This window comes from Streptomyces sp. NPDC003034, from assembly GCF_053591375.1.
On record NZ_JBSFTS010000002.1, the window covers coordinates 275336 to 289783 of the forward strand.

The following is a 14448-nucleotide window of genomic DNA, read 5'->3' on the forward strand; positions in this document are numbered from 1 at the left end:
CTGCGCCACCGGCCTCACCCGTCCCGGTACTTGGGTGCGGGAGGCCCGGCCACACCGGGGAGCACGAGCTGGAGGTGTTCGCCGTAGGAAGCCATCCACGGGCTGGTCCCACCACCCGCCCGGTAGTCCTCAAGCACCTTGTTGACCCGGCGGACCAGGTCGGAGGCGTCCTTGTTCATCGCCACCCCGTAGAACTCCCGGGTGAACGGCTTGCCCACCAGCTCGATCGAGGGGTCCTGTGCCGCCTGGCCGGCGGCGAGCGCGTTGTCGGTGACGATGGCGTCCACCTCGCCGAGCTGCAGACGGACCAGGCAGTCCAGCTGGTTCGGCACGGTGACCGGACGCGAGCCGTACGACTGGGACCTGAGGGCCGCCTCCGCCGTGGAACTGGCCGCCGTGCAGACCCGTTTGTCCTTCAGGGAGGTGTCGTATCCGGTGATCCCCGACTGCTTCGGGGCCAGGACCTGCTGGCCCGCCTCGAAGTACGCCGTCGAGAAGGCGACGTCCTGCAGCCGTTGGCAGTTGATCGTCATGGTGCGGACGACAATGTCGACGCGCCCCTGCTGGAGCGCCGGGATGCGCTGATTGGTGGGGATGGCCCGGTAGATGACCGCCTTCTCGTCTCCCAGGATGTCCTTCGCTATGGCTTTGACCAGGTCGATGTCGAAGCCGTCGAGACTGCCGCCGGCGGCCTGGCTGCGGTAGCCCCAGCGGAAGCTGTTCTGGTCCACGCCGGCGACGAGCTTGCCCGCGGCGCGGATCCGCTCGATGGTCGGCCCGTCCAGCCCGGAGGGGCGCAGGCTGGCCTCCGGGTCCTGGCAGGTGTCGGCCGGCGCCGCCGCGATGGTGGCGGGCCCGCGCAGGGCCGCCGGAGGGCTGGTGTCCGGCGCGGCCTGGGCCAGGGGCAGCAGGACCGCCGCGGCCGTCACCGCGCAGGCGACGGCCATCGCGCTCACCCCGCCCCAGCCGCGCAGCCGGCCCGCGGGCCGGCGCGCCCGGCCCGACGGGGGCCCGTCGCCGACGTGTCCGCCGGGGGCCTGCCCGCCCGGGCCGCCCGGGCCGCCCGGGCCGGAGTCCGGGGAGATCCGCCTCGGTCGTATCCGCATCGCTCTCACCTGTACTCCGAAAGCCTGCGACCGATGCCGAGCACCGCCGCCGCCGCGCCGACGACCGCCAAGGCCGCCGCGCCCGTCATCAAACCGTCCAGCGCGCCCAACCCGCCCCGCGCCGCCCGGGTGAACTCCCGCTGCTCATGGGCCACAGCCAACCCCAGGGAGGCGTCGACCGTGTCGAACGCCGCCCCGCTGCTCTCCTTCTCCCCGATGACCTGGGGCAGTGCGAGTTCGTAGTCGCCCTTCAAATCCGTCTCCCGGGCAGCCGCGTGCCGCTGTTTCCATTCCTTGACGCCCTCCACGGCACGCGCCACGTGCTCGCGGCCGGCGGCGTCGTCGGCGAGCCTCAGGGCGGTGGCCAGCCCCGCGTCCAGCTGCTTCATGTTGGTGGTGAAGTCGACGTCGTACTTGTCGGACTTGTTGTCCTCGGTCAGTACGGCGCCCCGGGCGATCAGCGTCAGATTCTCACCGGCCCGCGCCTGGAGGGAGGCGATCCGGGCGTCGCCCAGCACCTTCAGCGACTCCTGGCCGTCCGCCCGGGCTTCGCTCAGTCCAGACCGGGCGACCGTGTGCCCCACGGCCAGCCACAGCAGTACCACCACCGAGGCGGCCGTCGCGGCCAGCAGCCCACGGTTGAAGACCCGGTGCGTGCGCCGGTAGTCGCGCCGCTGCGCCCAGCCCAGGCCGACGAGCGCGAGGACACCCGTACCGATCGCGGCGAGCGGCCAGGACCGGGCGTCGTCGTAGTCCGCGTAGAGCCGGCCGGTCTCGGCCTCGTAGAGCCGCTGGGCGGCGGGCAGCAGCTGGGTGCTCACCTGCTCGTTGGCGTACCGGAGGTAGGCGCCGCCCAGGGGCAGGCCCTGCCGGTTGGCGGCGCGGGCCTGCTCGATCAGACCGGTGTAGCGGGGCAGTTGCTCGCTCAGCAGGGTTATCTGCTCGCGGGACTCCTCGTCCGCACCGGTGTTGGCGGCCGCGCTCACCAGCAGCCGGGAGGCGTTGGCGATGTCCCTCTCGTACCGCTCGCGGACCTCCCGCGGCTCGTGGGCGCCCGCGAGGAATCCGCTGGAGGAGGCCGTGTCGGCGTCCGCGAGGGAGCGGTAGATGCTCGCGGCGTCCGCGCTGAGCGGCTGGCTGCGGCCCACCACGTCATCGGCGGCGGTGACCCGGGCGGAGATCTCCCACACGCTCGCCGAGCCGAACAGCACGATGAGACCCGCCAGTACGGCGCCGATGATCCGGAGCCGGCCGGGCTCGGTCGTCGCCGCCTCGCGCAGCCGCTCCGCACCCTCGGCCCAGGCGGTCCTGCGCCGGGGCGGCGGCGCCGACGGCGCCGGCGACCCCGCGGGCGGCACGCGGACACCGCCCCCAGGTGCGGGCGCGCGTGATGTGATCGCCACCGTGACCTCCCCCTCGGTCCTGCCTGCTCCGCAGCAGTATGGCCGTAGTGACGGTGGACCACACCACCCGATCCCCGAACGGGGCACCGCCCGTTGGCGATCGGCCCGGCGGGCGCCCTCCCCCGTCACCCCTTCACCGTCAATACGTTTCGACGACCGCCACGGTTCCAGACCCACCGCCGCCCGGGGCAGGTTCACCCGAAATGGGCACGGAGCCTTTCGTGGGGCCCGGGCGGCGACCCGAGCGCGTCCAGCCCCAGCAGTCCGGCGCCCAGCACCGGTGGCGCGGTGACCACCGACACCCGGGCGCGGGGGGCCCGTTCCGCCAGCCGTTCCCCGATCCGCCCGTTGAGCTGCGGGTGCCGGGCGGTGAGCACACCTCCGCCCAGCAGCACGGGCACTTCCTGGTCCAGCAGGCCGAGGCGGCCCAGGGCCACCACCGCCAGGGCCACCACCTCGTCGGCCTGCCGCTCCACGATCGCCGAGGCGACCGGATCGCCCGCCCCGGCCACCGCGAACAGCACCGGTACCAGCTCATGGACCCGCCGCTGTGGCAGGGCGCCCAGGTGCAGCGCCCCGATCAGTTCGTACATGGAGCCGAGCCCGAAGTGCCCCGGCAGCGCCGCCGCGAGTTCCGTCGGGCCGCCCCGGCCGTCCTCGGCCCGCGCCGCCCACCACAGCGCCTCCCCGGCCAGGCCGCTCCCACCGCCCCAGTCGCCGGAGATCCGCCCGAGCGCCGGGAAGCGGGCCGTACGCCCGTCGGGGAGCATGCCCACGCAGTTGATGCCGGCCCCGCACACCACCGCGACCCCCCGGGGCCCGGCCGGCCCGGGCAGTCCCGCGCGCAGGACCGCGAAGGTGTCGTTGCGCACCTCGGTGGCCGCGCTCCAGCCGCGGGCGCCGATGGCGTCCGCGAGCCGGCGTTCCTCCACCGGGAGGTCGGCATTGGCCAGGCAGGCCGACACCTGGTGGGCGTACGGCGATCCGGGCCGCGGCGCCGGCAGCCCGGCGGCCTCCGCCGCCTCCGCGACGGCCTGCCCGAGGACGTCCACGGCCGCCTCGACACCGGTCCGCGGCGGCTGGAAGCCCCCCGAGCGCCCGGTGCCCAGGACGGTGCCGTCCGCCGCGATCAGCGCCACGTCCGTCTTGCTGTTGCCCGCGTCGATGGCGAGTACGGCCGCACGGTGCGGCGAGGAGGACGATGAGGAAGAGGAGGAGGGGCGGGCGGGACGGCTCACGCCCATGCCAGGTGCTCCTTGTTGTGCGCGAGGAGCCGGTCCGTCAACCCCTCGGCGAGGTCGAACTGGCCGACCAGAGGATGCGCCAGCAGCGCCTTGAAGACCCGGTCGCGACCGCCGCGCACCGCCGCCTCCAGCGCGAGGTCCTCGTACGCGCTCACGTGCGAGACCAGCCCGGCGTACAGCGGGTCCAGGCGCGGCGCCGCCAGGGGGACGGGGCCGGAACCGCCGGCGCCGTGGACGCGGGCCTGCACCTCGATGACGGCGTCGTCGGGGAGGAACGGCAGCGCGCCGTTGTTGTACGTGTTGACCACCTGCACGGCGGAGCCGCCACCGCCCAGCAGCGCCGCCGCCAGGTCCACCGCCGCCTCCGAGTAGAAGGCCCCTCCCCGCTTGGCCAGCAGCGCCGGCTTCTCGTCGAGCGCGGGATCCCCGTACAGGGCGAGCAGTTCCTTCTCCATGGCGGCGACCTCGGCGGCCCGCGAGGGCTTCGTCCCCAGCTCCCGTACGACCTCGTCGTGTGCGTAGAAGTAGCGCAGGTAGTAGGACGGTACGACGCCCAGCCGGTCCAGCACCGCCGGCGGCAGGCGCAGCTCCCGGGCGATGGCGTCCCGGTGCGCGGCGAGCAGGCGGGGCAGCAGGTCCTCGCCGTCCGGTCCGCCCCTGCGGACCCCGAGCTCCCAGGTGAGGTGGTTGAGGCCCACGTGTTCCAGGTGGATGTCAGCGGGCTTGAGGTCCAGCAGCGCCGCGAACCTCCGCTGGAATCCGATGGCCACGTTGCACAGGCCGACCGCCTTGTGGCCCGCCCGCAGGAGCGCCCGGGTGACGATCCCGACCGGGTTGGTGAAGTCGATGATCCAGGCGTCCGGGGTGGCCCGGCGGATCCGGTCGGCGATGTCGAGGACGACCGGGACGGTGCGCAGGGCCTTGGCGAGCCCGCCGGCGCCGGTGGTCTCCTGCCCGACGCAACCGCACTCCAGCGGCCAGGTCTCGTCCTGGAGCCGGGCGGCCTGTCCGCCGACGCGCAGCTGGATCAGGACCGCGTCGGCGTCGGCGACGCCCGTGTCGAGGTCGGTGGTGGTGGTGATCCGGCCCGGGTGTCCCTGCCGGGCGAAGATCCGCCGGGCCAGGCCGCCGACGAGCTCCAGCCGCTCGGTGGCCGGGTCGATCAGCACGAGTTCGCCGATGGGCAGGGTCTCGCTCAGCCGTGCGAAGCCGTCGATCAGCTCGGGGGTGTAGGTGGAACCGCCGCCCACCACTGCGAGTTTCATGCTCACTAGCCTTTCACTCCGGGTGAGGGTGGCTCCCTCGACGAACGCCTTCGGGGCGAAGAAGAGGACGGTCCAGTGTTCGCCTCCTGGGAACGACTCCATGCCGGGGCCGAGGCCGGGGCCGGTCAGCGGGAGGTGTCGAACACCTCCTCGCGGGTGGTGATCAGCGCGCTCTCCAGCGCACCCCGCAGGACGGGCCGTTCCCGCACGCCGCCGATGAGCAGGCGGGGACGCGACGGCGCCAGCTCGGCGAGCTCGGCCTCCAGCAGGGCGCGCAGCGGATCGCCGCCCGCGGTGATCACGTCGCCGGACAGGACCACGAGTTCGGGGTCGAGGACGGCGACGAGCGAGGCGAGACCGGTGGCGAGCACGGTGGCGTACGAGCGGAGGAAGTCCAGGTACGGCCCCTCGGGCGTGGCGGCGGCCCGTCCGAGCAGCGCGACGGCGGCGGCGACCTCCGGGCTGTGCCAACCGTCGGCCACCGCGCCCCCTTCGGCGTCCGGTCCGGCCGGGACACCTGCCTCGGCGGCGAGCCGGGGCAGTACCTGGACCCCGGCCAGCTCCTGGTAGCCACCGGTGTTGGCCCGGGTGACCTGCCGGACCAGCGGATGGCCGGGTACGGGCAGGAAGCCGACCTCGCCCGCGCCGCCGGTCCAGCCGCGGTGCAGCCGGCCGCCGAGGACGAGGGCGGCGCCGAGGCCCTCCTCGTTCCACAGCAGGACGAAGTCCTCGTGGCCGCGGGCCGCGCCGAGGCGCTGCTCGGCGACGGCGGCGAGGTTGACGTCGTTCTCGTACTCGACCGGCAGGGGCAGGGCCGCGGCCAGGTCGTCGAGGAGGGTGGGGGAGTGCCAGCCGGGGAGGTGGCCGGCGTAGCGCAACTGGCCGGTCCGGGGGTCGAAGGCGCCCGGAGTGGCGATGACCAGCCGGTGCAGGTCGCCGAGGTGCAGCCCGGCGGCCGCGACGGCCCCGCGGAGGGCCTCCGTGACCTGCTCGACGGCGTCGGCGCCCTCGGCGTACGGAAGCTCGTGCGCGCCGATGACCTCGCCGGTGAGGTCGGCGACGGCGGCCAGGACGCGCCCGGGGGTGACGTCGAGGCCGCCGACGTACGCCGCCCGGGGGTTGAGCGCGTACAGCTGCGCGCTGGGTCCGGGGCGGCCGGCGTCGGTGCCGGTGGCCACCACGAGCCCGGCGCTCTCCAGGCGGGCCAGCAGCTGGGAGGCGGTGGGCTTGGACAGCCCCGTCAGCTGGCCGATCCGGGTCCGGGACAGCGGGCCGTGCGTCAGCAGGAGCTCCAGTGCGGCCCGGTCGTTCATGGCGCGCAGCAGACTCGGGGTACCGGGGGTGGCGGCGGGCATGGGGCGGCTCTCCCTCACCGAGGCTGACTGTTAAGTAAGTTTCCTGTCGCCGTTCCGGCCTGTCAATGCCGCTGCCCCGCAGGAATGACCTGCGGGGCAGCGGACGTGACGAGGGGCTACTTGGTGATCCGGGGAGCCCCCGCGGCGGCGGGCGGCGGGATCGGGGTGGCGGCCAGGGACTGCGGCGAGGCCGGGTTCGCCAGCGCGGAGGGCGCGGCGACGGCCGCCGACGGGTCTGCCGGGGCCTCCTCCTCGTCCGGAGCGGGCAGACCACCGATGATCGCGATGCCCGCCGCGTCGAAGGCCTCCTTGACCCGCCAGCGCAGTTCGCGCTCCACCGCGAACTGCTGGCCCGGCATCGTCTTCGCCGACACCTTCACCGTCATCGAGGCGAGGAGCACCTCCTCCAGGCCGAGCACCTCCACCGGGCCCCACAGGCGCTCGTCCCACGGGGACTCCTTCGCCATGCCGTCGGCGACCTGCTGCACCACCTCGCGGATCTTGTGCAGGCTCTCCGAAGGCTTGACCTGGACGTCGATGCCCGCGGTCGCCCAGCCCTGGCTGAGGTTGCCGATCCGCTTGATCTCGCCGTTGCGCACGTACCAGATCTCGCCGTTCTCCCCGCGCAGCTTGGTCACCCGCAGTCCGACCTCGATGACCTCACCGGAAGCCACCCCCGCGTCGATCTTGTCCCCGACGCCGTACTGGTCTTCCAGGATCATGAACACGCCGGAGAGGAAGTCCGTCACCAGGTTCCGGGCGCCGAAACCGATCGCCACACCGGCCACACCGGCGCTCGCCAGGAGCGGGCCCAGGTTGATGTCCAGTGCCCCGAGCACCATCAGCCCGGCCGTGCCGAGGATCAGGAACGAGGCCACCGAGCGCAGGACCGAACCGATCGCCTCGGAGCGCTGGCGCCGCCGCTCGGCGTTGACCAGGAGCCCGCCCAGCGCCGTGCCCTCGACGGCCTCGGCGCCCCGGTTCATCCGCGTTATCAGCTTGGTCAGCGACTTGCGGACCACCGAGCGCAGCGCCGCGGCGATCACGATGATGAGGAGGATCCGCAGGCCGAGGTACAGCCATCCGGCCCAGTTCTCCTCGATGAAGCTCGCGGCGTTGGTGACGCTCTCGTGCGTTTCCTTGAGCGTGGTGGACGCGTCCGGGTTGTCGGCTGCGAGGGGCAGCAAGGCGGCAGGCCAGGGCACGGGCGGAAACCTCCAGGTATAGCGGTCTGCCCACTGACGGGGGCCCCGGACGAGCCCGGGGGAGGTGTGCGGGCAGACCAACCACACTAACGGGGCATTCCCTTCCCCCGGCGCCGTGTGACAAGAGAGACGGCACTCACCTGCGCACGCCCCCGGCCCGCGCCCCCGGGTGTGCTCGAAAACACCTCGGACCCGTTACGGGCGCGTGGTGGCGCTTCGACCAGCGGGAAGGAGAGACTGGAGAGCAGATCGTCCCGGCGCGAGCCACGCGCCGCCGGCGTACAAGGAGGCAGTCCGTGCCGCACGTCCTGGTCCTCAACGCGTCGTACGAGCCACTCGGCGTCGTACCGCTCCGCCGCGCGCTCGTCCTCGTCCTGGAGAACAAAGCGGTCTCCTTGGAGGAATCCGGCGCCTATCTGCACAGCGCGACGAGGGTCGTCCCCGCTCCCAGCGTGGTCCGGCTCAAGCGCTTCGTGCGGGTCCCCTACCGGGGGCCCGTTCCACTCACCCGGCGCGCGCTGTTCGCACGCGACGGCGGCCGCTGCATGTACTGCGGCGGGGTCGCCACCAGCGTCGACCATGTCGTCCCGCGCAGCCGGGGCGGCCAGCACGCGTGGGACAACGTCGTCGCCGCCTGCCGCCGCTGCAACCACGTCAAGGCCGACCGGCACCTGCTGGAGCTCGGCTGGCGCCTGCGCCACCAGCCGGCCCCGCCCTCCGGGCTGGCCTGGCGCATCATCGGGACCGGACACCGGGACCCCCGGTGGATGCCCTACCTGCAGCCCTACGGGGCCGAGGACGCACTGGAGCGCATCGGGGTCGCCGCCTCCTGACCCGCGCTCCGCTCACCGCAGGTCCGCCGGGTGCCGCTCGCACCCGGCGGAGCCTGCGGGACCTGCCTCCGGCCAGCCCGCGCCGCCCACGCGGGCGGCGCCCGGAACGGCTGCCGCGACGGCAGGGGCAGGCCTCAGGGTGCGACCGCGTAGGCCTGCGCTGACCACAGGCTGCAGCCGTACCGCGTCGCACGCTTCTCGCAGGTCACACGGATGAACCTGCTCTGCGGGGCGTCCATGCGCAGCGATTCGTGGCCGCCCCGTGAAGAGGGGACCACCGCGGCCGGCCGCCAGGTCACCCCGTCCTCGGAGGTCTCCACCCGGTACGCCGAGGGGTAGGCGTCCTGCCAGTGGAGGTCCAGGCGGCCGATCCGCGCCGCGGTCGGCAGGCGCACCTGCCACCACGCCCCGTCCACCGGCGGCGACGACCAGCGGGTCGCGGGGGATCCGTCCAGGGCCGCCGAGGCCGGGAAGGCCGGGGTCTCGTCCGCCGAGGAGGACGCCCGCGCCGCACGCAGGAGGTCCGGGCCGCCGGTGCGCAGCACCGCCCGGACGGTCAGGGTGCGGGCTTGCCCGTTGAAGGCCACCGGTACCTCGTAGGTACCCGGTGCGGTCGTCGGGGGGACCACGACCTCCAGGGGAATCGAGACCTGGGTGCCGCGCGGGGCGACCGCGCTGTCCGGCAGGCGCACCTCGATGCCCGCGGGCGGCCAGGCCGTCAGCGGGCCGCGGACCTCGCCGGGGCGCAGGGCGGACAGCTCCGCCGAGACGCGCTGCGGGGCGCCGCCGATCTCGGCGTCGGTCCGGGCCCCGTCCGCCAGCTCGAAACGGGCCTCCGGGCCGTCCCCGAGCCAGGGCACCACCTGGTGCACCGCCGGGGCGGCGCCGACCCACGAGAGGCGGACGGCGTCCGCGCGCAGCCCGGCGGTGTCCACCTGGGTCCAGCCCGAGGCCTCGGCCGCCGCGACCTTGCGCCATCCCTCGCCCGGTACGTGGGCCTCCACCGCCCCCCGGACCCCCGGCGGGAGCGGGTCCGTCATCACCGTCACCGCCGACACCGGGCGGGCGGCGTCCAGCCGTACCGTCCAGGCCTGCTCGTCCCGGCTCACCGTGCCCGTCGGGCGGGCGGCGCCCGTCCAGGCGTCCGCGGCCTCGGCCGCCTTCACGAGGAAGGGGTCCAGGACCGCCGTGTCCACCCGTGCCGGGCCCGCCTCGGCCAGCTTCCGCCGGGCGTCGGCCAGCGCCCTCGACGCCCGCCAGGCCGTCGCGCCGTCGCCGCGGGCCTGGGCCGCCAGTACGTCCAGCGCCAGTTCGCCCGCCGTCCCGTAGCGCGAGAGGCGCTCCAGCCAGGGCCCCGCCTCGCCCGCCAGGGCCGGGAGCCGGGCCGGGGCCTCGCGCAGGACCGTGAACGCCCGGCGCAGCTCGGCTCCCGCCTCCGGGTCTCCGGTCGCGCGGGCCCGCCAGTACTGCTCGATCAGCGGCTTCAGGTACGCCGACTCCTCCTGCTTGAGCCCCGAGGAGACGGTGTTCCCGGCCAGCGCCGCCACCGCCTCCCGCGTCTGCGGATCCGGGCCCGCCAGCTCGCGTACCGCCGCCGCCCAGGACTCCCCGGCGCGGTAGCCGCGCGGGTTCCAGGCGTAGTCGGCAGCGGTGAAGAGCGGGATGCGGGACAGGGTGCCCTGCGGCATGGCGTTGGCCAGCAGCGCCGCCGAGCCGCCAGCCACCACCGGGTCACGGCCCGCGTAGGGACCGAGGAAGATCCGGCCCGGGTCCCAGTCGTTGACCGGGTAGTTGTCCATGGTGACCAGCGGATGGCCCAGGGCGGAGCGGGCCCCGGCCAGTTCCGCCCCGGTGATCGTGCGCGGCACCACGCCCACGCCCGTCCACGCGATCTCGATCCGCCCGTCCAGCGCACCGGCGAGGGCGCTCCGGTAGGCGGTGGCGCCCTCCTGGTAGTACTCCGTCGGCAGCAGCGACAACGGCGCCGACCCCGGGTGGTGCTCCGCGAGGTGTGCGGCCAGTCCGTCCGCGACCTCCGCGTGCGCCTTCGCGGCCGCCGCGGGGCCCTTCCCGTACCGCTCGCGGTCCGCCCGGCAGCCCCACTCCGTATAGCTGACGTCCTGGAACTGCACCTGGAAGGCCCGGAATCCGAGCTCCCACATGGTGTCCACCTTGCGGGCGAGAGCCGTCCGGTCGGCCGCCGAGGAGAGGCACATGGACTGGCCGGGTGCGACCGCCCAGCCCAGCACGACGCGGTTGGCGCGGGCCCGTTCGGCCAGCGCGCGGAACTCATCCTGCCGCTCGCGCGGGTACTCCTCGCGCCAGCCCGTCGTGCGGTACGGGTCGTCGCCGGGTGCGATCAGCAGCCGGTTCTGCTTGGTGCGGCCCATGAAGTCGAGCTGCCCGAGGCGCTGTTCACGGGTCCACGGCTGCCCGTAGAAGCCCTCGGTGATCCCGCGTACGGGCGCGGCCGGCCAGTCCCGCACCAGTACCCCGGGCGCCTTGCCCGCCTGGCCGGCCAGCAGTTGACGCGAGGTCTGCGCCGCGTGGAACAGCCCGTCCTGCCCTACCCCGGCCAGCGCGACCGTGTCCCGGCCCCCGGGCCTCCCCACGGCCAGCCGGTAGCCCCCGTCCGGCAGATCGCCGGCCTCGGCCGCGCCCAGGGCCCGCAGCGCCTCCAGGGCGTCGGGGCCCTGGAGCCGGACGACCGTGCCCCGCTCGGGCAGCGCCGCGCCGGGGGCCCGCTCGTGCAGGGTCCGTACGCCCGCCGCGCGCAGGGCGTCCCGGACGACCTGCACCGCGTACGGATCGGCCTCCGGCGGCGCCACTAGCACGGCTTCGGCGCCCAGCGGGACCTCGCGCGCCGGGTCGGCGGTCATCGACTGCGGCCGCGGCCACACGGCCGGCCCCTCGGCGGCGGTCCGCGGCACGTCGGTACGGGGGTCGAGGGGCGGCTGCGGGGCGGCGCCGCCCGCTGCCGGATCCTGGGCCGGGCCGGTCGGCGCCGACGGCGCCGCGAAGACGCGGGGCGGCCCGGAGGCCACGGCTCCGCCCAGCAGCGTCCCGATGACGGCGACGGCGACGGCCGTCGCCCGCTTCCTGCCCCTGAGCCGCACCGGGCCTCCCGTTTCCGCGTCCCCCGCTCGTACGAGTGCGCCCGAGCCCATCACTTGTGCGGCAGGAGTGTCAATGCGGGTGGCCGGCGGACGCTGCGCACCACCCTGCGCGGCGCGAGGCGCGCGATGTGACGAGGCGTCGGCGCACCTCGTACGGGTGAACGGCGGGCGCTGCGGGCACGCGGGCTTCGGCGCGGAAGTTTCTCTCGGAGAGAGCACGGATCACGTCCGCGGTCGATGGTCTGGGCCGCCGGCGGCCGCCATGGGGGCCGCCGTCGGCCCAGACCGGTCAGCACCGGCCGGCCCGGCGAGCAGCGCTATGGCTGCCGCCGTCGCGACCGTGTTCCATGGCTTTTGACTCCCACTCAGGCACGAAGGAGTGCGCACATGGACGACCTGGCCCGGCTCGCGGCCCTGCACGGCATCGCCACCGCCTACCAGCCCGCCGCGGACGTCACCGTCCCGGTACCGGAGGCCTCCGTCACCGCCGTCCTCGCACTGCTCGGTGTGGCCCCCGGCAGCTCCGAGGACGTCCGGGCGCGCCTGGCCGAGGCGGAAGCGGCCGCCGCGGCGCGGCTGCTGCCGCCCGTGCTCGTGCGGTGGGAGGGCGGGCCGCCGCCGCCCGAACTGGCGGCCCTTCCGCCGGGGACCCGCATCCGCCTGGAGCCGGAGGCCGCGGAGCCGCAGCTTCCGGAAGCGCGGCCCGCACGGGCCGGCGGGGCGCAAGGCGGCGGGGCCGAAGCCGATGGGGGCCAAGGCGCCGCTTCCCGGGCCCCGGCCACCGAGTGGGAGACCGGACCGGACGGGCCGCTGCCCGACGGGCTGCCCCTGGGGGTCCACCGGATCGGCGTCACCCTGCCCGACGGCCGTACGGCCGAGGCCGCCTTGATCCTGGCCCCCGACCGGGCCCCCGCCCCGCCCGACCGCGCGTACGGCCTGCTCGTCCAGCTCTACTCCCTGCTCTCCGAACGCTCCTGGGGCATGGGCGACCTCGGCGACCTCGCCGCGCTCGCCCGCTGGGCCGGCCGTACCCACGGCGCCGGCTTCATCCAGGTCAACCCGTTGCACGCGGCCGTGCCCGGAACGCCGACCGACCCGTCCCCGTACCGGCCGTCCTCCCGCCGCTTCCCCGACCCGGTGCACCTGCGGATCGAGGACATCCCCGAGCACGCTCGCTGCGCCGACCAGGACGGACTGGCCGACCTCGCCGCCCGCGGCGGGGAGTTGCGCCGCCAGGTCCTGGAGAAGGGCGCGCTGATCGACCGGGACGCCGTATGGGCCCTCAAGCGCGCCGCCCTCGAACTGCTCTACGCCGTCCCGCGCGAGCCCGGCCGCGCCGCCGACTTCGCCCGCTTCCGCGCCGAGGGCGGCTCCGCGCTGGCCCGGCACGCAGCCTGGTTCGCGCTGGTCGAGCGGTACGGCGCCGACCGCGCGCGCTGGCCCGAGGGCGCCGAGGCGGCGCCCGAGGCGGTGGAGTTCCACAGCTGGCTCGCCTGGCTCACCGAAGCCCAGCTCGCCGCCGCCCAGCGGGCCGCCCGGGAGGCGGGCATGAGCGTCGGGATCGTCCACGACCTGGCCGTGGGGGTGCATCCCGAGGGTGCGGACGTCTGGGCCGCGCCCTTCGTCCACGCCTCCGGGGCGACGGTGGGGGCGCCGCCCGACGCCTTCAACGCACGCGGCCAGGACTGGGGGCTGCCCCCCTGGCGGCCGGACTCGCTGGAGCGTTCGGCGTACGCGCCGTTCCGGGCCCTGCTGCGCGGGGTGTTCCGGTACGCCGGCGCCCTGCGCATCGACCACGTGATGGGCCTGTTCCGGCTGTGGTGGATCCCGCGGGGGACCCCGCCCGCGGAGGGGACGTACGTGGGATACGACGGGGAGGCGATGCTCGCGGTCCTGGTCCTGGAGGCCCACCGGGCGGGAGCCCTGGTCATCGGCGAGGACCTCGGGACGGTGGAGCCGCGGGTCCGCCGGGCGCTGGCCCGGCGCGGGGTGCTCGGCACCTCGGTGCTCTGGTTCGAACGGGACTGGGACGGCGACGGCCGTCCGCTCGGGCCGGCGGCCTGGCGGGACGACTGCCTGGCCACCGCCACCACCCACGACCTGCCGCCCACCGCCGCCAAGCTCTCCGGCGGCCACGTGGAGCTGCGCGACCGGCTCGGCCTGCTGACCCGCCCGGTGGAGGTCGAGCGCGCCGAGGACGCCGCCGACACCGCCGAGTGGCTGGAGGTGCTGGAGGACCTCGGGCTGGAGACGAAGGACGAGGAGGCCGCCGTACGCGCCCTGTACACGTTCCTCCTGCGCACCCCGGCGCGGCTGGTCGGCGTCTGGCTGCCGGACGCGGTGGGCGACCGGCGGCCGCAGAACCTCCCGGGTACCTGGGACCAGTATCCCAACTGGCGGCTGCCGGTGGCCGACGCCGAGGGGCGGCCGCTGAGCCTGGAGGAGCTGACCGCCTCTCCCCGGGCGAACGGCCTGCTGAGCGCGGTCCGGGAAGGGCTGGCAGCAGGCGCCGGAGCCCGTACGGCACCCCCGGGCGCGCGGGCCGTTTAGCTGTTCGCTACGTTGGCACCGTGGACAAGAAGAACGCTCTGCGCGCCGGCGCCGTCACGGCCGGAACGACGCTGATGATGCTGCTGATGACGTCTCCCGCCCTCGCGCTGACCCGTGACGACGGTGACGACCCCGGTCCGGGTCTGAGCATCGCCGAGACGCTCGGCCTGTACGTGGCCGCGCCGATCGTGCTGTTCCTGGTCATCACGGGCCTCGTGATGGTCGGCGACAAGTCGCGCAAGCAGCAGAAGCAGGGCTGACCCCGCCGGGTCGGACCCGTAGGACTTCCCGGGCGCCGGGGGTCCGCACGGCCGAGCACTTCGGTCCTGCGGACCCCCGGCGCCTTGGCATGCCCTTTTCCGGAGCCCGGA

The 14448-nt window shown here is 75.1% G+C and carries 10 protein-coding genes; 3 read left to right on the plus strand and 7 right to left on the minus strand.

What is annotated here, in order from left to right:
- Window positions 1-14: 14 nt before the first annotated feature.
- The 6 genes from ACWDX7_RS03635 to ACWDX7_RS03660 all read right to left on the minus strand — a co-directional run bounded on the left by ACWDX7_RS03635 (window position 15) and on the right by ACWDX7_RS03660 (window position 7578).
- Complete coding sequence (locus ACWDX7_RS03635; RefSeq protein WP_451488644.1) at window positions 15-947, minus strand: glutamate ABC transporter substrate-binding protein; 933 nt, start codon at window positions 945-947, stop codon at window positions 15-17.
- Between the two features lie 164 nt (window positions 948-1111).
- Window positions 1112-2509, minus strand: coding sequence for a hypothetical protein (locus tag ACWDX7_RS03640; RefSeq protein WP_451488430.1), 1398 nt, complete (start codon window positions 2507-2509; stop codon window positions 1112-1114).
- Window positions 2510-2703: 194 nt separating this feature from the next.
- Entirely contained in the window at window positions 2704-3753 is a 1050-nt protein-coding gene (locus ACWDX7_RS03645; protein ID WP_451488429.1) for an N-acetylglucosamine kinase, read from the minus strand.
- Window positions 3744-5018, minus strand: a complete 1275-nt coding sequence (locus ACWDX7_RS03650; RefSeq protein WP_451488428.1) for a 6-phospho-beta-glucosidase — start codon at window positions 5016-5018, stop codon at window positions 3744-3746. Before ACWDX7_RS03650 ends, ACWDX7_RS03645 begins: the two co-directional genes overlap by 10 nt.
- Before the next feature lie 125 nt (window positions 5019-5143).
- On the minus strand, window positions 5144-6373 hold the full coding sequence (locus tag ACWDX7_RS03655; protein WP_451488427.1) for an ROK family transcriptional regulator: 1230 nt from the start codon (window positions 6371-6373) through the stop codon (window positions 5144-5146).
- Window positions 6374-6489: 116 nt separating this feature from the next.
- Window positions 6490-7578, minus strand: coding sequence for a mechanosensitive ion channel family protein (locus ACWDX7_RS03660; RefSeq protein ID WP_451488426.1), 1089 nt, complete (start codon window positions 7576-7578; stop codon window positions 6490-6492).
- Between the two features lie 296 nt (window positions 7579-7874).
- Between ACWDX7_RS03660 and ACWDX7_RS03665 the strand changes: the two genes are divergently transcribed.
- The gene (locus ACWDX7_RS03665; protein ID WP_451488425.1) at window positions 7875-8411 is read left to right on the plus strand and encodes an HNH endonuclease; all 537 of its coding nucleotides are present in this window, start codon (window positions 7875-7877) and stop codon (window positions 8409-8411) included.
- Between the two features lie 134 nt (window positions 8412-8545).
- On the opposite strand, the gene ACWDX7_RS03670 is transcribed toward ACWDX7_RS03665, so the two are convergent.
- Window positions 8546-11527, minus strand: a complete 2982-nt coding sequence (locus ACWDX7_RS03670; RefSeq protein ID WP_451488424.1) for a beta-N-acetylglucosaminidase domain-containing protein — start codon at window positions 11525-11527, stop codon at window positions 8546-8548.
- A gap of 387 nt (window positions 11528-11914) precedes the next feature.
- Between ACWDX7_RS03670 and malQ the strand changes: the two genes are divergently transcribed.
- Window positions 11915-14077 carry a 4-alpha-glucanotransferase gene (gene malQ, locus ACWDX7_RS03675; RefSeq protein WP_451488423.1) on the plus strand — a complete coding sequence of 721 codons (2163 nt, stop codon included), beginning with the start codon at window positions 11915-11917 and terminating at the stop codon, window positions 14075-14077.
- A gap of 20 nt (window positions 14078-14097) precedes the next feature.
- Window positions 14098-14337: a hypothetical protein gene (locus ACWDX7_RS03680; protein WP_355406848.1), complete on the plus strand. Its 240-nt coding sequence runs from the start codon at window positions 14098-14100 to the stop codon at window positions 14335-14337.
- Window positions 14338-14448 lie beyond the last annotated feature (111 nt).